The organism is Burkholderia sp. AW49-1 (assembly GCF_053427845.1).
In genome coordinates, this window is sequence record NZ_JBSAXF010000019.1 from 57,835 (window position 1) to 83,962 (window position 26,128).

Sequence of the window (26,128 nt, forward strand, 5' to 3'; positions counted from 1 at the left end):
GAATCTTGCTGGTGTGTGGCGCAGCTTACTGGCAAAGCGGCTGCCTTGTCGAGCCTGCGCCACCGGCTTCCGGCCCCGTTTTTCCCGCATCTGCGTCGCCCGCGCCGGCCATTTCGCAACGCGCGCCGACGACCGTCGGCGTGATGAAGACGACCAGTTCGTTGCGCTGGTCGCGCCGCGCGCGGTGCCGGAAAAGCGCGCCCAGAACCGGTATTTTGCCCAAGAGCGGCACCCGCGTCACATCGTCCCGGTTCAGCTGCTCGTAAATCCCGCCGATGGCGACCGTTCCGCCGTCCTCGACCTCGACGCGCGTCTGGACGTGCTTCGTATGAATCGCAGGGCCGGCCGCCGTCGGCTCGCCGATGCTGTCCTTCGTCACGTCCAGGTCGAGCACGACGCGCCCGTCGGGTGTGATCTGCGGCTCGACCTCGAGCTTCAACGTCGCGCGGCGGAACTGCACGCCGCTCACGCCGTTGCCGACTTTCGCCTGGTACGGCAGCTCCGAGCCCTGCTCCACGATCGCCTTCACGCGGTCGGCCGTCACCACGCGCGGGCTCGAAACGATCTGGCCCCGCCCCTGCGCCTCGAGCGCGCTCAATTCGACGTCGAGCACGCGGCTGAGCGGCGCGGCGAACAACGTGAAGCCGGCCGTCGCCGCCTCGAAGCCGCCGAGCGGTCGCGCGGCCAGGTCGAGCGCGTTGCGCGTGTCCGTCGCGGTCGCCGCCCCGTCGGCTGCGGGAGCCCGCCCCTGGGCGCGCAGCGCGACGCGTGCGCCGAGGTTGCGCGAGAACCCCTGCTCGCCCTCGACGATGCGCGCCTCGATCCGGACCTGCCGCGACGGCCGGTCGATCGCGTCGATCAGGCCCGCGATCTGCTCGATGCGCGGCGCCAGATCGGTGACGAACAACAGGTTCATGCGCGGATCGGCCGCCGCGGCGCCGCGCTTCGACAGCAGGCGCTGGCCGGTCGCCCCGGCCAGCAGCCGCTGCACGTCCTGCGCACGCGGGTAATGCAGCACGAAGGTTCGGCTCGCGAGCGGCTCCAGCTCGGCCGCGCGTGCGTGCGTTTCGAAGCGCTCGCGCTCCCGCGCGGCGACTTCGGCCGCCGGTGTGACCCAGATCACGTTGCCGCGCCGGGACATCGCCAGCCCATGCGTATCGAGCAACGTATCGAACACATCGCGCCAGCGGACATTGTTCAGACGTAATGTCACGGTACCGCGCACCTGCTCGCCCACGATGATGTTCAGCCCGGTGAATCGCGCGAGCGCGTCGAATGCGGCGGCGAGCCCGGCGCCCTGCAGATTCAGCGAGATTCGCCGCGCGTCGTCTGCATCGCCGGGGTGCCGCGCCGCGGCGTCGCTCATGCGCGTCGGTGGAGGCAATGGAATCGGCGGCCCTTCCAGCTGGGGCACCGGTGCCGTAGTGTTCGCCTGAAGCGCCGCACGCGCCGCCTGGTCGAACGGCAGTCGACCATCGTGCGCGGGCGCGCCACCGCCCACGTCGTCCAGGCCGTCGGGCGCGCCCAGCGGCAGCGGCGTGTCCTCGGCATACGCCCGAAGCGATCCGATCGGCCAGCCGGCCGGCGGCAAAGGCGGTAGCGCCGCGTCCACGGCTGCCACGCTCGATCCAGCCCAGAATGTGATCACCCACCATCCATACTTCGTCATGAGCGGTCTCCGTCGTCCACGACGAACCGACGTGCGCCATCGGCCGTCGCGACCGTCACGGCACCGGCATCGACGCTCACCACACGCGACACCCCGAACGCCTCGCCCGGCGCAACGGTCGCGAATACGCCATCGCCGGCGTCGAACAGCGCGAGCCCCGTGCGTCCGTCACGAATGGTGCCGGCCAGGCGCGGCGTCATGTCGTTGGCGACCGTCGGCGAACCGGCGCCGCCGAATGGATCGTCGCTCGGTGCACCGGCGAGCACGGCCTCGGCGCCATCTTGAACCCGGGCCCCCGACAGCGCCGGAAACACGTCGATCGTCATGTCCACCCGCAGCGCGGCCGATTTTCTCTCGACACGCAGCCCCGACGGCACCACCAGCGCGGGAAAACTCGCCAACCCGCCCATCAGGCGCAGCAGCGCCGGAAAACCGCCATCCGCGACGATGTGCACCGTGCGCCGGCCCTCCGGCGCCGCATCGTCAGTGCGCCGCGGTTCGATCAACACAACCCGCAGTCCGCTTCCTCGGACCACGTCAGCCAGTTCCAGCATCAGCGCGGGCCACCCCGGCGCAAGCGGCGACCTGGCGTCGCGCCCGGCAGCCGGGGCCATATCGCGACGCGGCGGGGCGGCCGCGAGCAGCCGTTGTGCGTCGGCGGCCCGGATCCGCGCCGTTGCCAGCAATGCACGACTGCCTACGAGTCCGCTTCCATCGACGGCATTCATCAGATAAATGCCACCCGCCATCACGAACGCGAATGCCAGCGCGCAACCAACGGCGTGCACGGCGGCCGGCGACATCCGCGTCACGCGGCCAAGCCACTCGGCACCGTCAGGCATGGACCGATGCACCATCGTCGTCATGCGCCGCCTCCCGTTGCTGTCTGTCGCGCCGGCGCGTCGTGCCAGCGCACCTGCACGGAAAAACGGAACGGCACGGCCGAACCCACGAACGGCGTGGCCGAAGCCGGTGTCAGCGCACCGATGTCGAAGCGCCAGTCGTGCTGCTCGGCCGCGATCCGTGCGAGCCACCGCGCGGCCGTCCGATAACTCGTCGCGCGTGCGTCGAGCTCGGCGCCGGACGATGTCGTACGCAGTGCGTCGAGCCGGACGGTGTCGTCGCGCACCTGTGCCAGCGTCGCGAGCAGCCCCGCGACACGCCGGTACGGTGCGGTAAGCACGACCGCCCGTGCATCGCGTTGCGCGAGATCGGCTGCCGCGCCGGCGGTGCGCCGTGCGGCATCGATCTGCGGCTGCAATTGCCGCAGCCGCGCCTCCACTCGCGTGCGCTCGGCGTCTACGCGCCATCTCCACGCTGTCGTCGCCCCTGTCCAGATACAGGCCCCGATTGCGCCGAGCACGATCGCCGCCCCGCATTGCGTGGCACGGCGCCGCCGCAGCGCCTGCGCCAGCCGCGCGCGGTACGGCAGCAGATTGAAGCCGCCGAGCGCGGCGTGGCTGGCGGCGGCCCGGCCGAACCGCATATCGACCATCATTCCCACACCCCGCGCAGCGCCAGCCCAACCGCGAGTGCAAACGCCGGACCGCCCGGCGCGCCGGCGGCCTTGCGCGGCAGCCCGTCCCATCCAGTGCAGTCGAACGGCACCACGGCCGCCCCGAGCGCATCGCCGATATCGGCAGCCGACGTGCCGCAGCGGCCGATGCAGCGCTCGTCGCCGGCCACGAGCACACAGCGCACCGGCTCGAATGCGCACTGGCGCAATGCGTCAGGCAACGCCGCCTGCACGTCGCCGGACAGCGCGAGCACCGGCGCGGCGATTGCGCCGTCAATCCGCCAGCCGCGCACGCCCGTGTCGCTGAACCAGAACGCGGCATACGGGCCGTGCGCGTCGGGCTCGAACTGCGCGGCATAGCGCAACGCGCGCAGCGCGGCAGCCGACTGGCCGTCGACAGCCGTCAGATCGATGCCGGCCTGCGCGGCCACGTCGATCCGCCGCTCGAGCAATACCTGCGGCGCCACGGCGACCGCAATCTCGCCCGGGCACGCATCGTCGTCCTGCCGCCAGTCGAACGCGAGGTTGTCGGGTGCCAGCCCCGAGATTCGTTCGGCCGCCTGCCGGGCGGCATCCGCGACGTCGTCGCGCCCGGCCAGATCAAGCGTCGCCGTCTGCATCTCGTCATCGCGCAGCGCCATCACGCCGCGCGCTTCGCAGCACACGCCCGCCGCCGACAGCCGCGACACGGCCGCCGCCAACGCACGTGCGACCGCTGCCCAGCGCGCGTCCTCCGGCCCGCCCGCCAGTCCGACCGGCTCCCGCTCGAGTCCTTCGACCCGCACATCCGCAGCCCGGCCGCGCCGGCTCAGCACGGCCACCCTCACCTCGTTCGCCCCGACGTCGATGCCCGTCGAACGGTGCCTGCCCGGCGCGAACCGCGCCGCCCATCGTCCTGCCATCCCAGCCTCCCGCGATCGTTGCGGCCCACGCCGCGTTTCCGAGGCCTGATTCTGCAAAGCGGCGCACGCGCCCGACAGTCGGCCGGACGGCCAGTCGTGGCACGGAGCGGCCGCATGGACGCCATACTGGCGGCACCGCGATCCGTCGTGCTCCGGCGGACGTCCCCCCGCGTCGAGGACCGTCTTACCGGGCAGCTATAATCGCGGGACTGTTTTCCGGTATGCCTATGCAATCCACGTCTCCTACGTCCCCGCCTCCCGCGCCCGAGCCGAAGAAGCGGTCCTGGTGGCTGAAAGTCCTGATCGGCCTCGCTGCGATGTGCGTGGCCCTCGTCGTGGCCGGCGGCCTCGTGCTCGGCTATGCGCTCGTCGTCGCGTGGCCGAACATGCCGTCGCTCGACGCGCTGACCGACTATCGTCCGAAGGTACCGCTGCGGATCTACACGTCGGATCACGTGCTGATCGGCGAATTCGGCGAGGAACGCCGCGACATCGTCCATTTCAAGGACGTGCCCGACTCGCTCAAGAAGGCGATCCTCGCGATCGAGGACGCGCGCTTCTACGATCACGGCGGCGTCGACCTCACCGGCATCGCCCGCGCCGGCTTCGTCGCGCTGACGAACGGCCATGCGTCGCAGGGCGCGAGCACGATCACGATGCAGGTCGCGCGCAACTTCTTCCTGTCGAGCGAAAAGACCTACACGCGCAAGATCTACGAGATGCTGCTCGCGTACCGGATCGAGCGCGCGCTGACGAAGGATCAGATTCTCGAGGTCTACATGAATCAGATCTATCTCGGTCAGCGCGCGTACGGCTTCGCGAGCGCCGCGCGAGTCTATTTCGGCAAGGATCTGAAGGACATCACGCTCGCGGAAGCGGCGATGCTCGCGGGGCTGCCGAAGGCGCCGTCCGCGTACAACCCGGTCGTCAATCCGAAGCGCGCGAAGGTGCGCCAGGAATACATCCTGCAACGGATGCTCGAGCTGAACTTCATCACGCGCGAGCAGTACGACGAAGCCGTCGCGCAGCCGCTCGTCGTCAAGGGCGCGGGCCGCGAGTTCAGCGTGCACGCCGAGTACGTGGCGGAAATGGTCCGCCAGATGATGTACGCGCAGTACCGCGAGGAAACCTACACGCGCGGCTTCAACGTCGTCACGACGATCGACTCCGCCGACCAGCAGGTCGCATACACCGCGCTGCGCAAGGGCATCATGGATTACGAGCGCCGCCACGGCTATCGCGGGCCGGAAGGCTTCATCGAGCTGCCGGCCGGCGCCGACGACCGCGAGCAGGCGATCGACGATGCGCTGCTCGAGCACCCCGACAACGGCGAACTGGTCGCGGCGGTCGTCACCGCTGCAACTCCTCGCCAGATCACCGTCGCCTTCATCGACGGCAGCAGCACGACGATCGAAGGCGACAACCTGCGCTTCGCGTCGGGCGCGCTGTCGGCCAGCGCGCAGCCGAACCGCCGCATCCGGCCGGGCGCGATCGTGCGGGTCGTGAAGAACGACGCAGGCAAGTGGGCGATCACGCAGTTGCCGCAGGTCGAAGGTGCGTTCATCTCGATCGTCCCGCAGGACGGCGCGATCCGCTCGCTCGTCGGCGGCTTCGACTACAACAAGAACAAGTTCAACCACGTCACGCAGGCGTGGCGGCAACCCGGTTCGTCGTTCAAGCCGTTCATCTACTCGGCGTCGCTCGACAAGGGCCTCGGGCCGGCCACGGTGATCAACGACGGCCCGCTATATTTCAGCGCCGCGGAAACCGGCGGCCAGCCGTGGGAGCCGAAGAACTACGGCGGCGGCTTCGAGGGCCCGATGTCGATGCGCACCGCGCTGCAGCGCTCGCGCAACCTCGTGTCGATCCGGATCCTGAACCACATCGGCACGAAGTACGCGCAGCAGTACATCACGCGCTTCGGCTTCGACGCCGAGCGCCATCCGGCCTATTTGCCGATGGCGCTTGGCGCGGGCCAGGTCACGCCGTTGCAGATGGCCGGCGCGTACTCGGTGTTCGCGAACGGCGGCTTCCGCGTGAATCCGTATCTGATCGCAGAAGTGACCGATCCGAACGGCGCGATCGTCGCCCGCGCGCAGCCGCTCATCGCCGAGCAGAACGCGCCGCGCGCAATCGACGCGCGCAACGCGTATGTGATGAACAGCCTGCTGCAGAGCGTCGCGCAGCGCGGCACGGGCGCGCGCACCAACGTGCTGAAGCGCACCGACCTCGCCGGCAAGACCGGTACGACGAACGATTCGCACGACGCGTGGTTCGCCGGCTACCAGCACACGCTCGCGGCGATCGCGTGGATCGGCTACGACAACCCGCGCAGCCTCGGCGATCGCGAAACCGGCGGCGGCCTGTCGCTGCCGGTCTGGATCGACTATATGGGCGCTGCGCTGAAGGGCGTGCCGGAGTTCAAGCCGACGATGCCGGACGACGTCGAGGCGCTCGGCAGCGAGCTGTACTTCACCGAGTTCACGCCGGGGCACGGCTTCGTGTCGACGGTCGGCGTGCCGCAGGCGCCGGCGGTGCAGAACACCGACGAACCCGTGCCGCACGTCGACGAGCAGGAGAAGCAGGACATCATGAACCTGTTCCGCGGCCATTGACACGAACGGCCCGAGCAAGAAAAAAGCGCCCCGCGGGGCGCTTTTTTCTTGTGCTTCGTCCGGCGAATCGGATGCCCGGCCGAGCGAGTGCGGGGACGTTACGCGCCGAACGTGATCGGCAGGCCGGCCTGCTGCGTCGCGTAGTCGGTGAGCGCCGCGAAGAACTCGGTGCCGGTACGCGTATCGCGCCATTCACCGTCCACGAAACGGTAATGGAATCCGCCCGCCTTCGCGGCGATCCACAGTTCCTTCATCGGCGGCTGGAGATTGATGATGATCTTCGAGCCGTTCTCGAACGTCAGCGTCAGCACGCTGCCGTTGCGCTCCAGATCGATGTCGTGATCGCCGTCGTTCGCGGCATCCACGGTACGCTCGACGGCCGCCAGCACGGCCTCGGCACGGGCCAGGTATTCAGTATCGGACATGCTAAACTCTATCGGTTAAATTGTTCAGGGACGATCATGCGAGTCGTTTTCCGGATGAGCGCGATTGTAGCGGCTTTGGCGATAGTTGCCGGCTGCGGTCAAAGCGGCCCGCTCTATCTGCCCACTGTGCCGCCGTTGCCGGCGAAGCCCATCCAGCAACAGGACACGCCGCCGTCGGACGTCACGCCGACCGACGAAAACGCGTCGTCCGAGAGCATTCCCGATTCTTCCGGCACGCCGCTCACGCTGTCGCCGGAGCTGTCGAGCGATGCGTCGAGGGCCGCGACACCCGCATCCGGCCCGGCTACCGCGCAGTAATCGCACATCGCCGCTCGCGCGGTTCGTTCGCAACAAAGGCGATGACTTCCCGTCATCGCCTTTTGTTTTTTTCAGGCCCGCAGCGTCATGCACGGATGCGCCGCCAGCCCCATTCAAGCATCCGCCAGCCGAGCAGCACCGCGACGATCGTCGCATAGAGCTTCGGCTGCGCAAGATCGTGCTTGCCGGCCCTCATCCACCAGAAATGCAGCACGCCGAACAGCGCAATCGCATAGATTGCGCGATGCAGCGTCGCCCAGTGACGGCCGAGCCGGCGCACCATCGCGCGCGGCGACGTCGCGGCCAGCGGAATCAGCAGCACGAACGCGGCGAAGCCGATCGTGATGAACGGACGCTTGCCGACGTCCTTCAGGATCGCGACCACGTCGAACCACTTGTCGAACCACAGGTACGTCGTGAAATGCAGCGTCGCGTAAAAGAACGCGAACAGGCCGATCATCCGGCGAAAGCGCAGCAACGCCGGGACGCCCGTCACACGCCGAAGCGGCGTGACGGCGAGCGTGACGCAGAGCATCACCAGCGTCCAGCGGCCCGTCGAGCGCGTGATGAACTCGATCGGGTTCGCGCCGAGCCGGTCGGTCAGCCCGAACAGCACGAGACGTGCAAGCGGATAGAGGCCGGCCGCGAACACCAGCACCTTGGCGGGGCCGAGCCAGCGCGGCGAGGCGGTACGCACCGCGCCAGCCCCGGCGACACCGGGGGCAGCCGTGCGCGTGGCGGACGCGCGCGCGGGCGTCAGCGTCGAAGAAGGAGTGTCGTTTCTCACCGGCGCACTCAGAAGTTCTTTTTCAGGTCCATGCCCTGATACATCGACGCGACGAGATCGCCGTAGCCGTTGAACATCAGCGTCTTGCGCTTAGGCGTGAAGAAGCCGTCCTCGCCGATCCGGCGCTCGGTCGCCTGGCTCCAGCGCGGGTGATCGACGTTCGGGTTCACGTTCGAATAGAAGCCGTATTCGTTCGACGCATACGTGTTCCAGCTCGTCTTCGGCTGCTTGTCGACGAAGCGGATCTTCACCAGCGACTTCGCGCTCTTGAAGCCGTACTTCCACGGCACGACGATCCGCACCGGCGCGCCGTTCTGGTTCGGCAGCACCTGGCCGTACACGCCCATCGTCAGTAGCGTCAGCGGGTTCATCGCCTCGTCCATCCGAAGCCCTTCCGAGTATGGCCAATCGAGCACCGGCGCCGACAGCCCCGGCATCTGCGACGGATCGGCCAGCGTGATGAACTGCACGTATTTCGCGTTGCCGGTCGGCTGCACGCGCTTGATCAGCTCGGACAGCGGCACGCCGATCCAAGGAATCACCATCGACCATCCTTCGACGCAACGCAGCCGGTACACGCGCTCCTCGAGCGGTGCGAGCTTCAGCAGTTCGTCGAGATCGAACACCTTCGGGTGCAGCACCTCGCCCTCGACGCTCACGCGCCACGGGCGCGGCCGCAGCGTGCCCGCGTTCTGGGCCGGGTCGCTCTTGTCGGTGCCGAATTCGTAGAAGTTGTTGTAGGACGTGATGTCCTTGAACGGCGTCACCTTGTCGGCCGCGACGAACCTCGGATTGGTTTTCGCCACGAGCTTCGCGGCCCGTGCGTCCGGCGACGCATAGGCTGCGAACGCCGCTCCGCTGCCGCCGAACAGGCCGCCCGCCGCCGCCAGGCCGGCGGCCTGCAATACGCGCCGCCGGTTCTCGAACACCGCGCGCGGCGTAATCTGGCTCTGCGCGATATCACCGCCGGTCAGTACGGTGCGCAAAGAGTGTTTGATCCACATCGTGCTGCTCCTCCTGCATGCGCGGTGCGCACGCTTCATGAGCGTTCGACCCGGCCCGCCCTGCGCCGTTCGACGCCCGGCCTCGTCCGCCCGTTACAAAAGAAAACCGCCGGGCACGCAGTGCGCCGGCGGTCTTTTGTCGGACCAACGTCGGAAATCTTACAGCTTGCCGTAGCTGTGCAGCCCGGACAGGAACATGTTGACGCCGAGGAACGCGAACGTCGTCACGAGCAGGCCCGTGAGCGCCCACCAGGCGGCGACCGCGCCGCGCAGGCCCTTCATCAGGCGCATGTGCAGCCAGGCCGCGTAGTTGAGCCACACGATCAGCGCCCAGGTTTCCTTCGGGTCCCAGCTCCAGTAACCGCCCCACGCTTCAGCGGCCCACAGCGCGCCGAGGATCGTCGCGATCGTGAAGAACGCGAAACCGACCGCGATCGACTTGTACATCACGTCGTCGAGCACCTCGAGCGTCGGCAGGCGATCGGCGAGCACGCCGCGCTCCTTCATCAGGTACGCGACCGACACCATCGCCGACAGCGCGAAGCTGCCGTAGCCGATGAAGTTCGCCGGCACGTGAATCTTCATCCACCAGCTCTGCAGCGCCGGCACGAGCGGCTGGATCTGCTGCGCGTCGCGCGCGACCGAGTACCACATCAGGAAGCCGACGGCCGCGCTGATGACCAGCAGCACGAACGCGCCGAGCGAGCGCGTGCCGTAGTGGCCTTCGTAATACAGGTAAAGCAGTGCGGTGATCAGGCTGAACAGCACGAATACTTCATACAGATTCGATACCGGGATATGGCCGACGTCGGCACCGATCAGGTAGGACTCGTACCAGCGCACCATCAGGCCGGTGAAACCCATCAGCACCGCGACCCACGTCAGTTTCTGGCCGATCGCGGAGCCCGACTCCGAGCGCGCGAGCAGGCCGATCCAGTAGAAGATCGTCGCGAGCACGAACAGCGCGCTCATCCACAGGATCGCGGACTGGCTCGACAGGAAGTACTTGAGGAAGAACGCCGCGTCGGCGCGCGCGAGATCGCCCTGGTAGATCTGGATCGACAGCAGCGACAGCACCGCGATCGACGCCATCATCAGCCGCGCGGGCTTCCAGCGCCAGCCGAGTACGACAAGCGCCGGCACCGTGCCGATCATCACCGCCTTGTCGTAGTAATTCATGTGTTCGTTGTAATGCACGAACGCATAGCCCGCGCCGACCACGAGTGCCAGGGCGAACAGCCAGTCGATGATCGACAGGCGCGCGAGGAATGGACGGTCGTCGAACATCGGCGCCGGATTCGGCGCCTGGACCGGCGCCGAACGGGAAGAGGAAACTTGAGTGAGATCCATGATGTTACCGGGTGGAATTCTCGGAATCGGAACCGTCGCCGGCAGGCGGACGGGCAGTCGCGGCCGCACCGGCGGGTGCGGCGTCGCGCGGCGTGGCGCGCAAGGCGGCGCCCGCCGCGTCGCGCGTCTGCACGAATTCTTTCTCGAAATCGAAGGTCTTGCGGGCCGTGGACATCGCCATCACCACATCGACGCCCGAACCGGCGTCCTTGAGCCAGAACCACAGGCGCCGCTCGCGCACGTAGAACATCGAGAAGATGCCGGCGACCAACAGCAGGCTGCCAAGATACACCAGATTCTTGCCGGGTGCGCGCGTCAGCTGAAATACCGAAGCTTGCACCTGCTTGAAGGAGTCGAGCTGCAAATAGACCGGCGATCCGTACAAGAAGCTGTCGGATAGCGCATTGATCGCGTTCTGCACGAAGCGGATCGTGTCGGTGCCCTGCTGGGCGGCCGGCTCGCCGGCACGCTCGCGCGCGATCTGCCAGACCTCCCACATCGACCCCTCCAGCATGCGCAGCAGCAGGCTGGCCGCCTTTTCCTGCTCGGCCTTCGGCACCGAGCGGTCGATGAACGTCGCCACCGCCTGGAAGCCGCCGACCGGCTGGCCGTCGGCGCCGCGGCCGACGCTGTCGTCGCTCGCCGCAAAGAGGGTCAGCACCTTGAAGGCACTATCCTGCAGACGGCCGCGCAGCGACGCTTCGGTCGTCGGCAGCGAACGCTGCGCGAAACGTGCGGCGGCGTCGGCACGCACGGCCGGATCCTCGAGCGCGGCGCGCAGGCGCATCCATTCGCCGATCGAGTCCTGGCTGTCCGCCGGGATCCGCATGTAGCGGAACGGATCGTTCGGGCTCGCGCGCACGCCGGCGAGGAACACGCGCGTACCGCCCATGTCGACGGGCAGCATGTAGTTGTTGAATTCGCGCGCCTGGCCGTCCTTGCCGCGAATCTTGTACTGCACCGACGGGCCGATGTTGTGGAGCTGCATCGGCTTCGACGTCTTCGCGCCCGAACCGAGCCGCTCGTCGAACGCTTCCTTGAGCGACTCCGTCTTCGCGACGCCGCGCACGTCCGGCTTGCCGTTCGCGTCCGCCATGTTCTCGACGTTGATCGCGCGGAAGTCGGAAAATTCGATCGTGTCGCCATCGCTGCCCGGCATTTGCAGCGGCGCCGTACTGCCGATCGTGCCCTTCACCGCGAAGGTCTTCGCGTTGCCGCCCGTCATCGGGTAGGCCGTCATCTCCATCTGCGAGCCGCCATCCTGGAAGCTCGACTGGTAGATCGACACGCCCTTGTACGTGAACGGCTTGTTGACCTCGACGCGCGCCGGGATCTTCTGGCCCGTCTCGCGATCGATCACGACGATGTCGCTCGCGAACAGCTTCGGCATCCCCGTCGTGTAGTAGTCGACGATGAACTTGTTGAGCTGGATCGAGAACGGCAGGTCCTGGATCAGCGAACCGCTCGGCTGGTTCAGGATCGCGGTCGACACGAACTGGCCTTCCGGCACCCACGCGTAGCCGCGGAAGGTCGGGTTCGACGCCGACAACCGATGGTCGGGCGAGATCTCGCTGATCGTCGCGCTCGTGTTGACCGGGCTCTTGCCGAACATCCACATCTGGAATTTGATCGGCAGGTTGCTGTCCAGCAGGCCGCCGATACAAATCACGACGATCGCGACGTGCGCGGAGATGTAGCCCCACTTCGTCAGCGCACCTCGCTTGGCGGAGATCAGCGTCGCGCCGTCGGATTCACGCACGACATGCTTGTAGCCGGCCTTGGTGACGAACGTGGCCAGCGTGGCCGCGACGGTCGCGCGCGTGCCGGGCGCCGAGTATTCGGCCTTGTGGTGGAAGGCGCGCAGGCTGCCTTCACGGACCTTGTCCTTCCAGCTCTTCGCGTCTGCGAGCATCTTCGGCGCATTGCGGATCACGCACAGCGAGATCGACACGACGAGGAAGATCAGGATCAGCATGAACCACCACGCGCTGTACACGTTGTACAGGCCCAGCGAGCGGAAGATGTCCGCCCAGAATGGCCCAAACTGGTTCACGTAGTTCGGATACGGGTCATCCTGGGTCAGGACCGTGCCGACGATGCTCGCGATCGACAGCACCACCAGCAATGCGATCGCGAAGCGCATCGAGCTCAGCAGCTCGACCGCGCGCCTGGACGCACCTTGACCCGACTTCGACTGCAACCCCGACGTGGTAACGCTCATTCAAACTCCGACTAAGGGGAAACAGCCCCCACGCTCACTAGTATGTTCGCTGCCCCCAAGGGGGCGGTCAGCACTCTTGGGACGGCCCGACGAGTACCGACAAAAAAGGGCGAGGCAACCGCAACGGTGCGGCGCCCCACCCTTTTCTTGTTCTGACTCCGGCCACCCTTCGGGCGCCCGGTCATTCCATTCGCAACCTTCCGTTCAACGCAGGCCCGCGATGTAATCCGCGACGGCCTTGATCTCGTTGTCCGACAGACGCGATGCGATCTGATGCATCGCCTCGTTGTTGTTGCGTGCGCCGACACCCTGCTGGAACGCGGTCAACTGGGCAACCGTGTAATCGGCCCACTGCCCCGACAAACGCGGGTACTGGACCGGAATCCCCTGCCCCGTCGGCCCGTGGCAGCTCGCGCAGGCGGGCACACCCTTTTCCGCGATGCCGCCGCGATAGATCTTCTGGCCGATCGGCACGGTTGCCGCATCGCGCGCCGTGCCGAGCTTCGTCGACTGCGATCCGTAATACGCGGCGACGTTGCGCATGTCGTCCGCGCTCAACGCGCTCGCAAACCCGACCATCACCGGGTTGGTCCGAGCCGGCCCCTTCGCGCCTGGTTGGGCCTTGAAGTCGTTCAACTGCTTGACCAGATATTCGGGATGCTGGCCGGCGAGCTTCGGGAAACTGCCCGATGCGCTATTGCCGTCGGCGCCGTGACACGACGCGCAGACTTGCCCGGCAATCGCCTTGCCACGGTCCAGATCCGGCTTTGCCGCATCCGCCGCGTTTGCCTCCGCTACGAAACCTACGAACCCTGCTGCAACCTGAAGCACCATCAGAGACTTGCACAGTCGATTCATTCGCACACCCTGTTTCGTCTTGTGGGAATTTGAGGTTCTGCAAAAAACGACGTCGACCAGTCTACCGCAGAAGCTGCATAAAAGCGCGAGGCAGGCGCCCGCAGCCCTTCGGCAAAACCGGCGTATTGTACAATATCGCGCTGAAAGCTCCCGCGCCTATCGGGGCTACCCCGCCTCCACCAAGCGGCTCGCGCCGCCCCGTCCCTCCGGTTTCCCCCATGGCCTTTTTGCTCCATCAAGCCCGCTTCTACACGACCGTCAACCATCTGCGCGACCTGCCGCCGACGGTGCAACCGGAAATCGCGTTCGCGGGCCGCTCGAATGCCGGCAAATCGACGGCGATCAACGTCCTGTGCAATCAGAAGCGGCTCGCGTTCGCGTCGAAGACGCCCGGTCGCACGCAGCACATCAACTACTTCTCCGTCGGCCCGGCCGCCGAGCCCGTCGCGAACTTGGTCGACCTGCCCGGCTACGGTTACGCGGAAGTGCCGGGGGCCGCGAAGGCCCACTGGGAAATGCTGCTGTCGTCCTATCTCGCGACGCGTTCGCAGCTCTGCGGCCTGATCCTGATGATGGATTCGCGCCGCCCGCTGACCGACCTCGATCGCCGGATGATCGAGTGGTTCGCGCCGACCGGCAAGCCGATCCACACGCTGCTGACGAAGTGCGACAAATTGACGCGCCAGGAAAGCATCAACGCGCTCCGTAACACGCAGAAGGGACTCGACGCGTATCGCGACCAGGGCGTGAAGGGCAAGCTGACCGTCCAGCTGTTCTCGGCGCTGAAGCGCACGGGGCTCGACGAGGCGCATGAGTTGATCGAGAGCTGGGTGCGGCCGTCCGCCGCCGACGAAAAGGGCGAGCCTGTAGCACAATGAGCGGGCAACGCGCGGCCGGGATCGGCCGTGCGCACCTGACGGCACCTGCGAATTCGGCCGGCTCATAAAAAAACCCGCCGTTGAACGGCGGGTCAAACAGCCTAATCGAAAAACGACAGGCACCCGCTCAGGGAGGAGAAGCGGGGAGCTGCACGCGACGCGTGCCGCTCGATCGCTATCATATACCAACGATCTCGAAAATGACCTAAGGGTTCCGTAAGGTCCTTCTTGCCCTGATTTCTGCCAAATCGCCATGAGCTTCCATCCGCTTCATCGTCCGCGCCGGATGCGCCGCGACGACTTCTCCCGGCGCCTGATGCGCGAAAACCGCCTGACCACCGACGACCTGATCTACCCGGTGTTCGTCGTCGACGGCACCAACGAACGCCAGGCCGTCCCGTCGATGCCCGGCGTCGAGCGCGTGTCGGTCGATCTGCTGATGCATGTCGCCGAGCAGTGCGTCGAACTCGGCGTGCCCGTGCTGTCGCTGTTCCCGGCCATCGAGCCGTCGCTGAAAACGCCCGACGGCCGCGAAGCGGCCAATCCGGAAGGCCTGATCCCGCGCGCGGTGCGCGAGCTGAAGAAGCGTTTCCCCGAGCTCGGCGTGCTGACCGACGTCGCGCTCGATCCGTACACGAGCCACGGCCAGGATGGCGTGCTCGACGAAAACGGCTACGTGATCAACGACGACACGATCGAGATCCTGGTCGACCAGGCGCGCGCGCAGGCGGAAGCCGGCGTCGACATCGTCGCGCCGTCGGACATGATGGACGGGCGCATCGGCGCAGTCCGCGAGATGCTGGAAAGCGACGGCCATATCCATACGCGCATCATGGCCTATTCGGCCAAGTTCGCGTCGGCGTTCTACGGCCCGTTCCGCGATGCGGTCGGCTCGGCGTCCAATCTGGGCAAGGGCAACAAGATGACCTACCAGATGGATCCCGCGAACAGCGACGAAGCGCTGCGCGAAGTGCGTCTCGACATCGACGAAGGCGCCGACATGGTGATGGTCAAGCCCGGCATGCCGTATCTCGACATCGTGCGCCGCGTGAAGGACGAGTTCCGCTTCCCGACCTACGTGTACCAGGTGAGCGGCGAATACGCGATGCTGAAGGCCGCCGCGATGAACGGCTGGCTCGACCACGACAAGGTCGTGCTCGAATCGCTGCTCGCATTCAAGCGCGCAGGCGCCGACGGTGTCCTCACGTACTTCGCGCTCGACGCTGCCCGTCTGCTGAAAGCGCAGCGCTGAGCCGCACGACTGCGCGTATCAAGAAAAACGGCGGGACACTTCATCGGTGTCCTGCCGTTTTGTATTTGTCGTCCGGTCGGCGTAGCAGGCGCCCATATGCGCGGACGCGCGCGCCTTACACCGTCGGCACCGCCGCGCGATCGAGGCTGCGCAGGAATGTCTCGGCCGCCTGATAGCCGACTACGCGGCCGATCTCATTGCCGTTGCGATCGAAGAAGATGATGCCCGGCGGCCCGAACAGGTTGAAGCGCTTGAGGAGCGCCTGGTCGGCCGGATTGTTCGCGGTGACGTCGGCGCGCACCAGGTGAAGCTGCGCGAGCCGCGCCTGCACGCGCGAATCGGTGAACGTCAGATGCTCCATTTCCTTGCAGCTCACGCACCAGTCGGCGTAGAAGTCGAGCATCACGGGCCGGCCCGACGTCTTCAGCAGCGCGTCGAGCTCGCCGCTGGAGCGCACCGCCGCGAACGCGGGGCCCGCCTGCCCGGCCGCCGCGCCGGCTGCCGACGCATCGCCCGACGCAACCGTGCGCGCCGCGAGCACGGCCAGCGGCTTCACGGGGTCGTTGGAGCCCGCCGCGAGCCCGACGAGCAGCGTCGCGGCCCAGATCGCGAGCGCTGCACCGAGGCCGCGACCGAGTCGGCGCCAGATCGACGCGGCGCCGGCATGCGGCGTGAACAGACCGAGCGCCGCAGCCGCGACGAGCAGCCACAACGCAGCGAGGACCATCTTCAGCCCGCCCGCGAGCACCGGCCAGACGATCCACAGCGCGGCGGCGAGCAGCACGATGCCGAAGAACACCTTCACGCCATCCATCCATGCGCCCGCGCGCGGCAGCACCGTGCCGGCACCGACGCCGACGACGAGCAGCGGCACGCCGAGCCCCAGCCCCATTGCGAACAGCGCGGCACCGCCGAGCCATGCATTGCCGGTGTGCGCGATGAACGCGAGCACCGCGAACAGCGGCGCCGTCATGCACGCGCCGACGACCAGCGCCGACAACGCACCCATCGCGGCGACGGCGACGAAGTGGCCGCCCTGCCGCGCGCGCGAGGCTTCGGCCGCACCGTTCTGCCAGCGCTCGGGCAACGCGATGTCCCTGCCGGAAATCAGCGACAGTGCGAATGCCGTGAGCAGCACGCCGAACGCGCCGAGCACCCACGGGTTCTGCAACCACGCGCCAAGGCTCTGGCCGACCAGCGCCGCCGCGATGCCCAGCACCGTATAGACGAGCGCCATGCCGACCACGTACGTCAGCGACAGCGCAAAACCGCGCGCATGCGTCGCCCGCGTACCCTGCCCGATGATGATCGCGGAAACGATCGGAATCATCGGATACGAACAGGGCAGGAGACTGAGCACGACGCCCGCGACGAAATACAGCGCGACGATCGTGAAGAAGCCGTGCCCCTCGAGCAGCGACTGCGCAAAATCAGCGCTCGTGACCTTGTCGAACCAGCTGCCCGAGGCCGGTGCGCCATCGGCCGGCGCGGCCGCGCCCAACGCCGCGCCGTCGACCTTCACGACGTGCTCGGCGGGCGGATAGCAGATCCCTTCGTCGGCGCATCCCTGCGACGTCACTGCGAGCTCGAACGGCCCCGCCGCCTGCTTGACCGGCACATGAATCACGACCTCATCGCGATAGGTCTCGACTTCCTTCTGAAACGTCTGGTCGAACTTCACGTGACCGGCCGGGAACAGTGGATCGCCGAGCGTCGCCTGCCCGCCCTTCACCGCGAAAGCGAACCGCTCGCGGTACAGGTAATAGCCATTGGCGACCTTGAAGCGGACGTCCACCTGCCCCGGCGCTTCGCTCGCGCTGAACTTGAATGCGACTGACGGATCGAGAAAATCGTCGGCCGCGCGCGCGACCGACAGGCCGGCCAGCACGAACATGAACGACAACAGGACTGCGAGGAGCCGCAGCGCGCGCACGCGCACGGAAAGCGCCATACCGTTAAACATGAAATAGACGTTGAGTTTCGCTGGTTACCCACTGGCCGTACGCGGCCGAAGCCGTCGCCTGCCACGAGACGACTTCCGGCGTCTCGTACGGATGATGCGCGAGAATAAATCGCTCCAGTTCGAGCGAGCGCACGGGGCTCGTCTTGAATAGCAACTGGACCTCCTCGGCCGTCTCGACCTTGCCCTGCCAGTGGTAGCGTGACTTGATCGCACCGAGTTCCGACACGCACGCGGCAAGCCGCGCATCGAGCGCGCCGTCGGCGAGCGCTGCGGCCGTCGCCGCGTCAGGCACCGTCGTGAGCATCAAAACCACCACCATACGCGCCCTCCTGACCTGTCTTTCCCGGCTTCCGCCACCACGATGGGCCCATCGAAGGCCCGCGCCGACAGTTCCGTATCGTATCTCAGCCCGCGCGACGCTGCCGGCCGCAAGCTGCGACAATCGATCGCAGTTGGGGGCGCCACGAAAAACAAAAAGGGCCAAGCAATTGCTCGGCCCCTTTCAGATACTGCTGCGTGCTGGAAGCTTACTCGGCTTCTTGCACGTTTTCCGTTTCGTCGACTTCCGGACGATCGAGCAGCTCGACCAGTGCCATCGGTGCGTTGTCGCCGACGCGGAAGCCGAACTTCAGCACGCGCAGGTAGCCGCCCGGACGGTTCGCGAAACGCGGACCGAGCACGTCGAACAGCTTCGCCACCGAATCACGATCGCGCAGGCGGTTGAACGCCAGGCGACGGTTTGCCAGCGACGGCTTCTTGCCGAGCGTGATCAGCGGCTCGACGACTTTACGGAGTTCCTTCGCCTTCGGCAGCGTCGTCTTGATGACTTCGTGCTCGATCAGCGAGTTGGACATGTTACGGAGCATAGCCAGACGGTGGCTGCTCGTGCGGTTCAGTTTCCGCAGACCATGACGATGGCGCATTTCAGTTTCCTTGATTCAAAGTTTTGATCCAGCTCTTCTATCGCACCGCTGGGGTGCACGGGCCGGTAACGAAAAAAGCAAGATGCGGATTTTAAAGGAAAATCCGCATCTTTGCCAACTACAGCAACAACCGGGCTTACTTGTCGAGACCAGCCGGCGGCCAGTTTTCGAGCTTCATGCCCAGCGTGAGACCGCGCGAAGCGAGCACTTCCTTGATCTCGTTGAGCGACTTGCGACCGAGGTTCGGCGTCTTCAGCAGCTCGTTTTCCGTGCGCTGGATCAGGTCGCCGATGTAGTAGATGTTCTCGGCCTTCAGGCAGTTCGCCGAACGAACCGTCAGCTCGAGATCGTCCACCGGACGCAGCAGGATCGGATCGATCTGCGGTGCGCGCGACGGTGCCTCTGCAGCCGTTTCCGTGCCTTCCAGCGCCGCGAACACGGACAGCTGGTCGACCAGGATGCGGGCCGATTGGCGGATCGCCTCTTCCGGGGTGATCACGCCGCTCGTCTCGATGTTCATCACGAGCTTGTCGAGGTCGGTACGCTGCTCGACGCGTGCGCTTTCAACTGCGTAGCTCACGCGACGAACCGGCGAGAACGATGCGTCGAGAACGATGCGGCCGATGATCTTGGCCGTGTCTTCGCCGTAGCGACGGACGTTGCCGGGCACGTAGCCGCGACCCTTTTCGATCTTGATCTGAACGTCGAGCTTGCCGCCCTTCGACAGGTGTGCGATCACGTGATTCGGGTTGATGACTTCGCAATCGTGAGCCAGCTCGATATCGCCGGCCGTGACGACGCCTTCGCCTTCCTTGCGCAGGGTCACCGTCACTTCGTCACGGTTGTGCAGCTTGAACACCACACCCTTCAGGTTCAGCAGCAGGTTGACGACGTCCTCTTGCACGCCGTCGAGCGTCGAATACTCGTGCACCACGCCGGCGATCGTGACTTCGGTCGGCGCGTAGCCGACCATCGACGACAGCAGCACGCGGCGAAGCGCATTGCCCAAGGTGTGGCCGTAACCGCGTTCGAACGGTTCCATGACCACCCTCGCGTGGTTCTCGCCAAGCGATTCCACGGCGATGATCTTGGGTTTCAGCAAACTGGTTTGCATGGGCTTTCCTTTTCAATACCCTCGGCTCGTTACACCGATAAGGCTGACCGGTAACAACCAGAAAATAAACAGCCGAGGCCCCTCCTTGCGTAACGCAATCGGGGTACCTCGGCCGTCAATCGGATTAACGCGAATACAATTCGACGATCAGGCTTTCGTTGATGTCGCCTGCGATGTCAGCGCGTTCCGGCATTTGCTTGAACGTGCCTTCGAACTTCTTCGCATCGACTGCAACCCAGCTCGGCATGCCGCCTTGCTCGGCCAGCGACAGCGCTTCGACGATACGCGCCTGCTTCTTTGCCTTTTCGCGGATCGCGACGACGTCACCCGCCTTCACTTGCTGCGACGGCACGTTCGCGACGACGCCGTTCACGGTGATCGACTTGTGGCTCACCAGCTGACGCGCTTCAGCGCGGGTCGAGCCGAAGCCCATGCGATACACGACGTTGTCGAGACGCGACTCGAGCAGTTGCAGCAGGTTTTCACCCGTGTTGCCCTTGCGACGGTCGGCTTCAGCGAAGTAGCGGCGGAACTGACGCTCCAGGACGCCGTAAATGCGCTTGACCTTTTGCTTTTCACGCAGCTGCGTACCATAGTCGGACGTACGTGCGCCCGAGGTACGGCCGTGCTGACCCGGCTTGCTGTCGAGCTTGCACTTGTCGGCGAGCGAGCGGCGTGCGCTCTTCAGGAACAGGTCGGTGCCTTCACGGCGGGACAGCTTGGCCTTAGGGCCGATATAACGTGCCACTTTGCATTCCTTTATCAATCAGTCACGCGGATCGAAATCCGCGCTAGTTCGCGCCCTTTGGGGCGAACGGTGGGCTTAGTCAATCAAAAAAGCAACGCCCGTCGACGCTACGCGGCGACAGGCAAATGTGCCAGCACGAACGTGCCAGCACATTCTTAGATACGACGGCGCTTCGGCGGACGGCAGCCGTTGTGCGGAATCGGGGTGACGTCCGAAATCGCGGTGATCTTGATGCCGAGGCCATGCAGTGCGCGCACTGCCGACTCACGACCCGGGCCCGGGCCCTTGATCCGCACTTCCAGATTCTTCACGCCGTATTCCATCGCCACGCGACCGGCCGACTCAGCAGCAACCTGAGCAGCGAACGGCGTCGACTTGCGCGAGCCCTTGAAGCCCTGGCCGCCCGACGTCGCCCATGCCAGTGCATTGCCCTGGCGATCGGTGATCGTGATGATCGTGTTGTTGAACGACGCGTGAACGTGAACCACGCCTTCAGCGACGTTCTTCTTAACCTTCTTGCGAACGCGTTGCGCCGCGGTGTTCGAAGCCTTAGCCATTACGTTTTCCTGTAACTGTCAGTTCCGCTTACTTCTTCAGCGCTTGCGCTGCACGACGCGGACCCTTGCGGGTACGTGCATTCGTACGCGTACGCTGACCGCGCATCGGCAGGCCCTTGCGATGACGAACACCACGGTAGCAACCGAGGTCCATCAGACGCTTGATGTTCATCGTCACTTCACGGCGCAGATCGCCTTCGACGATGAACTTGCCCACTTCTTCACGCAGCTTTTCGAGGTCTGCGTCGGTCAGGTCCTTGACCTTCTTCGAGAATTCCACGCCAGCTGCCGTGCAGATGCTGCGCGAGCGCGTGCGGCCGATACCGAAGATTGCCGTCAGGCCGATCTCGGTATGCTGGTGATTCGGGATGTTAACCCCTGCGATACGAGCCATTGTTTTTCCTCAAACAAAAAGCGCAAACAAACGCGCGGTCAGCCTTGGCGCTGCTTGTGGCGCGGATCCGAGCTGCAGATCACGCGAACGACGCCTTTGCGCTTGATGATCTTGCAATTGCGGCAAATGCGCTTAACCGATGCCATCACTTTCATGATAATACCCTTTTTTCAAATCACTTCGCCCGGAACACGATCCGCGCACGAGACAGATCGTAAGGCGTCAATTCAACCGTCACCTTGTCGCCCGGCAGGATGCGGATGTAGTGCATCCGCATCTTCCCCGAGATATGCCCCAACACGACATGGCCGTTTTCCAGCTTCACACGGAAGGTCGCATTCGGGAGGTTTTCGATCACCTCACCTTGCATCTGGATTACATCGTCTTTGGCCATAGTCCTTAATTAACGCATTGGGATGTTGCCGCCCTTGAAGTTTGCCTTCTTGAGCAGCGACTCATACTGTTGCGACATAACGTACGACTGCACCTGCGCCATGAAGTCCATCGTGACGACGACAATGATCAGCAGCGACGTTCCACCAAAATAAAACGGCACGTTCCAGCGCAGCACCAGGAATTCCGGCAGCAGACACACGAAGACGATGTAGATCGCACCGGCCAGCGTCAGACGCGTGAGGATGCGGTCGATATATCGTGCGGTCTGATCGCCCGGACGAATGCCCGGAACAAACGCACCGCTCTTCTTCAGGTTGTCCGCGGTTTCCCTGCTGTTGAACACCAGTGCGGTGTAGAAGAAGCAGAAAAACACGATTGCCAGCGTGTACAGCAGCACATAGACCGGCTGACCCGGCTTCAGCGCCTCCGCGACGTTATGCAACGTGTTGGAGATCCAGCTTCCCGACGGCTGACCCGTGCTGAACCAGCCGAGAATCGTGGCCGGGAACAGGATGATCGACGACGCGAAGATCGGCGGAATCACGCCCGACATGTTCAGCTTCAGCGGCAAGTGCGACGACTGGCCACCGTAGATCTTGTTGCCGACCTGGCGCTTCGCGTAGTTCACGAGGATCTTGCGCTGACCGCGTTCGATGAACACGACCAGGTAAGTCACCGCGGCAATCAGAACGACGATGATGATCGCCGAAATGATGCTCATCGAACCCGTGCGCACCAGCTCGAACAGCCCACCGACGGCATTTGGGAACCCTGCTGCGATCCCGCCGAAGATGATGATCGAGATGCCGTTGCCCAGACCACGCTCGGTGATCTGCTCACCCAGCCACATCAGGAACATCGTGCCGGTAACCAGCGTCACGACCGTCGTCAGCCGGAACAGCATGCCGGGGTCGATCACGAGGCCCGGCTGGTTTTCCAGCGCAGCCGCGATACCGAACGCCTGGAAGGTCGCGAGCACCACGGTGAAATACCGCGTGTACTGCGTGATCTTCCGTTGCCCTGCCTGCCCTTCCTTCTTCAGCGCCTCGAGCTGCGGCGAGACGATCGCCAGCAACTGCATGATGATCGACGCCGAGATGTACGGCATGATCCCCAGCGCAAAGATCGTGAAGCGGGAAAGCGCGCCACCCGAGAACATGTTGAACATGCCCAGGATGCCGCCCGCCTGGCTCTGGAACAGCTTCGCCAGTTGATCCGGATCGATGCCCGGCACGGGGATGTGCGCGCCGATGCGATAGACGATCAGCGCCAGGAGCAGGAACATCGCTCGCCGACGCAGATCGCCGAATTTCGCCGTGCTTCGACCGGGTTTTGCAAGACTCGGGCTGTTAGCCAAGTACCTTCTCCGATGAATGCAAGTAACGACGCGCTACGCGTGTCACTCGGCGAACGAACCGCCGGCCGCTTCGATCGCAGCGCGCGCACCCTTGGTGGCACCGAGACCCTTCACGACGATCTTGCGCTTCAGCTCGCCCGTCGCGATGATCTTTGCGCTCTTCGTCAGCTCGCCGACCAGGCCGGCTTGCTTCAGTGCGAGCAGATCGATTTCATCGACCGGCAGCTTCTCGAGGTCGCCCAGGCGCACTTCACCGACGAATTCCTTCGTCAGCGACGTGAAGCCGCGCTTCGGCAGACGACGTTGCAGCGGCATCTGACCGCCTTCGAAACCGACTTTGTGGAAGCCGCCCGAACGCGATTTCTGACCCTTGTGACCACGGCCAGCCGTCTTGCCGAGGCCCGAACCGATGCCGCGGCCGACGCGACGCTTGGCGTGCTTGGCGCCAGCGGCCGGCTTCAGGTTATTCAATTCCATATCAACTCCTTGATCCGTAGGGCCGCTTACGCGATGACCTTAACGAGGTACGAGACCTTGTTGATCATGCCGCGGACCGCCGGCGTGTCCTGCAGCTCGCTAACCGAGTTGAGTCGGCGCAGGCCCAGGCCACGCACGGTCGCGCGGTGCGATTCGCGGGTCCCGATCAGGCTCTTAACGAGCTGAACCTTGACAGTTTTTTCAGACATGGTGACCACCCGGGCTTAGCCCAAAATATCTTCGACGGACTTGCCGCGCTTCGCCGCGATGTCTGCCGGGGTCGACTGCTTGCGCAGACCGTCCAGCGTGGCGCGAACGAGGTTGTACGGGTTCGTCGAACCGTGGCTCTTTGCCACGACGTTCTGAACGCCCATCACGTCGAACACTGCGCGCATCGGGCCGCCGGCGATCACGCCCGTACCTGCCTTCGCCGGGGCGAGGAGGACAGCGGATGCGCCGTGCTTGCCGTGCACTTCGTGCTGCAGCGTGCCGTTCTTGAGCGGCACCTTGAACATGTTGCGGCGAGCTTGTTCCATTGCCTTCTGGACAGCGACCGGCACTTCCTTCGCCTTGCCCTTGCCCATACCGATGCGGCCATCACCATCGCCGACCACGGTCAGTGCGGCGAAGCCGAGAATACGGCCACCCTTCACGACCTTGGTCACGCGGTTGACCGAAATCATCTTTTCGCGAAGGCCGTCGTCGCGCTCGTCAGCCTGAACTTTCGCTTGCATCTTTGCCATGACGAATTCCTTCCTTAGAACTTGAGCCCAGCTTCGCGAGCTGCCTCAGCCAGCGCCTTGACGCGGCCATGGTAGCGGAAGCCCGAGCGGTCGAAGGCGACGGATTCGATGCCGGCGGCCTTTGCCTTCTCGGCAATACGCTTGCCGATCAGCGTCGCAGCATTAACGTTGCCACCCTTGCCCGACTTGTCGGCCAGTTCGGCGCGCACTTCTGCTTCGAGCGTCGACGCGCTGGCGAGCACCTTGGTGCCGCAGGGCGAGAACACTTGAGCGTAGATGTGCGTGTTCGTGCGATGCACGGCGAGACGCGCGACCTGCAGCTCAGCGATCTTGATACGCGTCTGGCGAGCGCGGCGCAGGCGAGATTGAGTCTTATCCATGATTGCGCACCCTTACTTCTTCTTCGTTTCTTTGAGGATCACAACCTCGTCGGAATAGCGCACGCCCTTGCCCTTGTAGGGCTCCGGCGGACGGTAACCGCGGACTTCCGCAGCCACTTGACCGACTTGTTGCTTGTTGATCCCCTTGATCACGATTTCGGTTTGCGTCGGGGTTTCAGCCTTGACGCCTTCCGGCATCTGGTGCACCACCGGGTGCGAGAAACCCAGCGACAGGTTCAGCTTGTCGCCTTGCGCTTGCGCACGATAACCGACGCCAACCAGCGTCAGCTTGCGCTCGAAACCCTTGGTCACGCCGTGCACGGCATTCGCGATGATCGCGCGCATCGTGCCCGACAGTGCGTTTGCTTCGCGGCTTTCGTCGACCGGCGACAGATTCAGCGTGCCGTCGTTGTTCGCCACGTTCACGAGCGGATTGATCGCTTGCGTGATGGTGCCCAGCGGGCCCTTGACGGTGATAGCGCCGTCGGCCAGCTTGACTTCCGCGCCTTGCAGCGCGATCGGGCTCTTACCTACTCGAGACATGTTTCTCTCTCCTCGGCTTTAAGCGACGTAGCAGATGACTTCGCCGCCGACGCCGGTAGCGCGCGCCTTGCGGTCGGTCATCACGCCCTTCGGCGTCGACACGATTGCCACGCCCAGGCCATTCATGACCTGCGGAATGTCGTTACGGCCGCGGTACACGCGCAGACCAGGCTTCGACACGCGCTCGAGGCGTTCGATGACCGGGCGACCTGCGTAGTACTTCAGCGCGATATTCAGTTCGGACTTCGCACCTTCCGCCTTGACGGCGAAATCGTCGATATAACCTTCGTCCTTCAGGACTTGCGCGATTGCAACCTTGACCTTCGACGAGGGCATCGCGACCGATACCTTCTCGACCATCTGCGCGTTGCGGATGCGAGTCAGCATATCGGCGATAGGATCACTCATGCTCATTTACGTTTCTCCTATTACCAGCTCGCCTTGGTCAGGCCAGGAATCTCGCCACGGAATGCGATTTCACGAATCTTGTTACGCGCGAGGCCGAATTTACGGAACGTGCCACGCGGACGGCCCGTGATCGCGCAGCGGTTACGCTGGCGGGTCGGGTTTGCGTTGCGGGGCAGTTGCTGCAGCTCAAGGCGTGCTTCGTAGCGCTCTTCTTCCGACTTGCTTTGGTCTTCGACGATCGCCTTCAGCGCTTCGCGCTTTGCTGCGAACTTCGCGACCAGGCGGGCGCGCTTCTTTTCACGTTCGATCAGTGCCAGTTTAGCCACGGTA

The 26,128-nt window shown here is 65.0% G+C and carries 31 protein-coding genes; 4 read left to right on the forward strand and 27 right to left on the reverse strand.

The features are described 5' to 3' along the window. Nucleotides 1-25: 25 nt before the first annotated feature. The 4 genes from ACV22W_RS24405 to ACV22W_RS24420 are packed head-to-tail and all read right to left on the reverse strand — an operon-like array spanning nt 26 to nt 4,087. Nucleotides 26-1,669, reverse strand: a complete 1,644-nt coding sequence (locus tag ACV22W_RS24405; RefSeq protein WP_448022237.1) for a type IV pilus secretin PilQ — start codon at nt 1,667-1,669, stop codon at nt 26-28. Further along, the gene (locus ACV22W_RS24410; RefSeq protein ID WP_448022238.1) at nt 1,666-2,535 is read right to left on the reverse strand and encodes a pilus assembly protein; all 870 of its coding nucleotides are present in this window, start codon (nt 2,533-2,535) and stop codon (nt 1,666-1,668) included. The genes ACV22W_RS24405 and ACV22W_RS24410 overlap by 4 nt, the downstream gene beginning before the upstream one ends. Next, entirely contained in the window at nt 2,532-3,167 is a 636-nt protein-coding gene (locus ACV22W_RS24415) for a fimbrial protein (protein WP_448022239.1), read from the reverse strand. Before ACV22W_RS24415 ends, ACV22W_RS24410 begins: the two co-directional genes overlap by 4 nt. After that, nucleotides 3,164-4,087: a competence protein ComA gene (locus ACV22W_RS24420; protein ID WP_448022240.1), complete on the reverse strand. Its 924-nt coding sequence runs from the start codon at nt 4,085-4,087 to the stop codon at nt 3,164-3,166. Before ACV22W_RS24420 ends, ACV22W_RS24415 begins: the two co-directional genes overlap by 4 nt. A 227-nt stretch (nt 4,088-4,314) precedes the next feature. On the opposite strand from ACV22W_RS24420, the gene ACV22W_RS24425 reads away from it, so the two are divergent. Continuing rightward, nucleotides 4,315-6,702: a penicillin-binding protein 1A gene (locus ACV22W_RS24425; RefSeq protein WP_448022241.1), complete on the forward strand. Its 2,388-nt coding sequence runs from the start codon at nt 4,315-4,317 to the stop codon at nt 6,700-6,702. A 98-nt stretch (nt 6,703-6,800) separates the two neighbouring features. On the opposite strand, the gene cyaY is transcribed toward ACV22W_RS24425, so the two are convergent. Further along, nucleotides 6,801-7,127, reverse strand: a complete 327-nt coding sequence (gene cyaY, locus ACV22W_RS24430) for an iron donor protein CyaY (protein WP_059449844.1) — start codon at nt 7,125-7,127, stop codon at nt 6,801-6,803. A gap of 36 nt (nt 7,128-7,163) precedes the next feature. On the opposite strand from cyaY, the gene lptM reads away from it, so the two are divergent. Continuing rightward, nucleotides 7,164-7,445: an LPS translocon maturation chaperone LptM gene (gene lptM / locus ACV22W_RS24435; protein WP_448022242.1), complete on the forward strand. Its 282-nt coding sequence runs from the start codon at nt 7,164-7,166 to the stop codon at nt 7,443-7,445. An 85-nt stretch (nt 7,446-7,530) separates the two neighbouring features. Here lptM and msrQ read toward each other — a convergent pair whose 3' ends face one another. From msrQ to ACV22W_RS24460, 5 genes are all read right to left on the reverse strand, one after another. Beyond that, the gene (gene msrQ / locus ACV22W_RS24440; RefSeq protein ID WP_448022243.1) at nt 7,531-8,232 is read right to left on the reverse strand and encodes a protein-methionine-sulfoxide reductase heme-binding subunit MsrQ; all 702 of its coding nucleotides are present in this window, start codon (nt 8,230-8,232) and stop codon (nt 7,531-7,533) included. Nucleotides 8,233-8,240: 8 nt separating this feature from the next. Then, a complete protein-coding gene (gene msrP, locus ACV22W_RS24445) occupies nt 8,241-9,236 on the reverse strand; it encodes a protein-methionine-sulfoxide reductase catalytic subunit MsrP (RefSeq protein WP_448022244.1) in 996 nt (331 codons plus the stop codon). A gap of 159 nt (nt 9,237-9,395) precedes the next feature. After that, nucleotides 9,396-10,586 (reverse strand): c-type cytochrome biogenesis protein CcsB, encoded by a 1,191-nt coding sequence (ccsB, locus tag ACV22W_RS24450; RefSeq protein ID WP_448022245.1) that lies wholly within the window; start codon nt 10,584-10,586, stop codon nt 9,396-9,398. Nucleotides 10,587-10,590: 4 nt separating this feature from the next. Continuing rightward, on the reverse strand, nt 10,591-12,807 hold the full coding sequence (locus ACV22W_RS24455; protein ID WP_448022246.1) for a cytochrome c biogenesis protein ResB: 2,217 nt from the start codon (nt 12,805-12,807) through the stop codon (nt 10,591-10,593). A gap of 204 nt (nt 12,808-13,011) precedes the next feature. Continuing rightward, complete coding sequence (locus ACV22W_RS24460; protein ID WP_059535578.1) at nt 13,012-13,665, reverse strand: c-type cytochrome; 654 nt, start codon at nt 13,663-13,665, stop codon at nt 13,012-13,014. 218 nt (nt 13,666-13,883) lie between these two features. On the opposite strand from ACV22W_RS24460, the gene yihA reads away from it, so the two are divergent. Beyond that, entirely contained in the window at nt 13,884-14,543 is a 660-nt protein-coding gene (gene yihA / locus ACV22W_RS24465; protein WP_059505749.1) for a ribosome biogenesis GTP-binding protein YihA/YsxC, read from the forward strand. Between the two features lie 253 nt (nt 14,544-14,796). Next, nucleotides 14,797-15,795 carry a porphobilinogen synthase gene (hemB, locus tag ACV22W_RS24470; protein ID WP_059686546.1) on the forward strand — a complete coding sequence of 333 codons (999 nt, stop codon included), beginning with the start codon at nt 14,797-14,799 and terminating at the stop codon, nt 15,793-15,795. 115 nt (nt 15,796-15,910) lie between these two features. Here the strand turns inward: hemB and dsbD are convergent, their stop codons facing one another. The 17 genes from dsbD to rpsN all read right to left on the reverse strand — a co-directional run bounded on the left by dsbD (nt 15,911) and on the right by rpsN (nt 26,124). Further along, entirely contained in the window at nt 15,911-17,758 is a 1,848-nt protein-coding gene (gene dsbD, locus ACV22W_RS24475) for a protein-disulfide reductase DsbD (RefSeq protein ID WP_448022247.1), read from the reverse strand. Further along, a complete protein-coding gene (gene cutA / locus ACV22W_RS24480; RefSeq protein WP_448022248.1) occupies nt 17,751-18,077 on the reverse strand; it encodes a divalent-cation tolerance protein CutA in 327 nt (108 codons plus the stop codon). The genes dsbD and cutA overlap by 8 nt, the downstream gene beginning before the upstream one ends. Nucleotides 18,078-18,285: 208 nt before the next feature. Next, on the reverse strand, nt 18,286-18,681 hold the full coding sequence (rplQ, locus tag ACV22W_RS24485; RefSeq protein WP_006477175.1) for a 50S ribosomal protein L17: 396 nt from the start codon (nt 18,679-18,681) through the stop codon (nt 18,286-18,288). Between the two features lie 136 nt (nt 18,682-18,817). After that, nucleotides 18,818-19,795, reverse strand: a complete 978-nt coding sequence (locus ACV22W_RS24490; RefSeq protein WP_006477176.1) for a DNA-directed RNA polymerase subunit alpha — start codon at nt 19,793-19,795, stop codon at nt 18,818-18,820. 124 nt (nt 19,796-19,919) lie between these two features. Beyond that, nucleotides 19,920-20,543 carry a 30S ribosomal protein S4 gene (gene rpsD / locus ACV22W_RS24495; RefSeq protein ID WP_012362893.1) on the reverse strand — a complete coding sequence of 208 codons (624 nt, stop codon included), beginning with the start codon at nt 20,541-20,543 and terminating at the stop codon, nt 19,920-19,922. Nucleotides 20,544-20,698: 155 nt separating this feature from the next. Next, on the reverse strand, nt 20,699-21,100 hold the full coding sequence (gene rpsK / locus ACV22W_RS24500; RefSeq protein ID WP_004197937.1) for a 30S ribosomal protein S11: 402 nt from the start codon (nt 21,098-21,100) through the stop codon (nt 20,699-20,701). Between the two features lie 28 nt (nt 21,101-21,128). Then, nucleotides 21,129-21,494, reverse strand: a complete 366-nt coding sequence (gene rpsM, locus ACV22W_RS24505) for a 30S ribosomal protein S13 (protein WP_039323572.1) — start codon at nt 21,492-21,494, stop codon at nt 21,129-21,131. A 38-nt stretch (nt 21,495-21,532) separates the two neighbouring features. After that, entirely contained in the window at nt 21,533-21,649 is a 117-nt protein-coding gene (rpmJ, locus tag ACV22W_RS24510) for a 50S ribosomal protein L36 (protein ID WP_004199844.1), read from the reverse strand. A 20-nt stretch (nt 21,650-21,669) separates the two neighbouring features. Beyond that, the gene (gene infA / locus ACV22W_RS24515) at nt 21,670-21,888 is read right to left on the reverse strand and encodes a translation initiation factor IF-1 (protein ID WP_004521905.1); all 219 of its coding nucleotides are present in this window, start codon (nt 21,886-21,888) and stop codon (nt 21,670-21,672) included. A 9-nt stretch (nt 21,889-21,897) separates the two neighbouring features. Beyond that, nucleotides 21,898-23,247 (reverse strand): preprotein translocase subunit SecY, encoded by a 1,350-nt coding sequence (gene secY / locus ACV22W_RS24520; protein ID WP_006400642.1) that lies wholly within the window; start codon nt 23,245-23,247, stop codon nt 21,898-21,900. A 42-nt stretch (nt 23,248-23,289) separates the two neighbouring features. After that, nucleotides 23,290-23,724, reverse strand: coding sequence for a 50S ribosomal protein L15 (gene rplO, locus ACV22W_RS24525; protein WP_006482880.1), 435 nt, complete (start codon nt 23,722-23,724; stop codon nt 23,290-23,292). Between the two features lie 26 nt (nt 23,725-23,750). Then, the gene (gene rpmD / locus ACV22W_RS24530; protein ID WP_006400644.1) at nt 23,751-23,933 is read right to left on the reverse strand and encodes a 50S ribosomal protein L30; all 183 of its coding nucleotides are present in this window, start codon (nt 23,931-23,933) and stop codon (nt 23,751-23,753) included. A gap of 15 nt (nt 23,934-23,948) precedes the next feature. Further along, a complete protein-coding gene (gene rpsE, locus ACV22W_RS24535; protein WP_006752931.1) occupies nt 23,949-24,467 on the reverse strand; it encodes a 30S ribosomal protein S5 in 519 nt (172 codons plus the stop codon). Nucleotides 24,468-24,481: 14 nt separating this feature from the next. Then, on the reverse strand, nt 24,482-24,847 hold the full coding sequence (gene rplR, locus ACV22W_RS24540) for a 50S ribosomal protein L18 (RefSeq protein ID WP_006477183.1): 366 nt from the start codon (nt 24,845-24,847) through the stop codon (nt 24,482-24,484). A gap of 12 nt (nt 24,848-24,859) precedes the next feature. Beyond that, the gene (gene rplF, locus ACV22W_RS24545) at nt 24,860-25,390 is read right to left on the reverse strand and encodes a 50S ribosomal protein L6 (RefSeq protein ID WP_006758786.1); all 531 of its coding nucleotides are present in this window, start codon (nt 25,388-25,390) and stop codon (nt 24,860-24,862) included. Nucleotides 25,391-25,408: 18 nt separating this feature from the next. Then, on the reverse strand, nt 25,409-25,804 hold the full coding sequence (gene rpsH / locus ACV22W_RS24550) for a 30S ribosomal protein S8 (RefSeq protein ID WP_006477185.1): 396 nt from the start codon (nt 25,802-25,804) through the stop codon (nt 25,409-25,411). Nucleotides 25,805-25,818: 14 nt separating this feature from the next. Beyond that, on the reverse strand, nt 25,819-26,124 hold the full coding sequence (gene rpsN, locus ACV22W_RS24555) for a 30S ribosomal protein S14 (RefSeq protein WP_006482884.1): 306 nt from the start codon (nt 26,122-26,124) through the stop codon (nt 25,819-25,821). Nucleotides 26,125-26,128 lie beyond the last annotated feature (4 nt).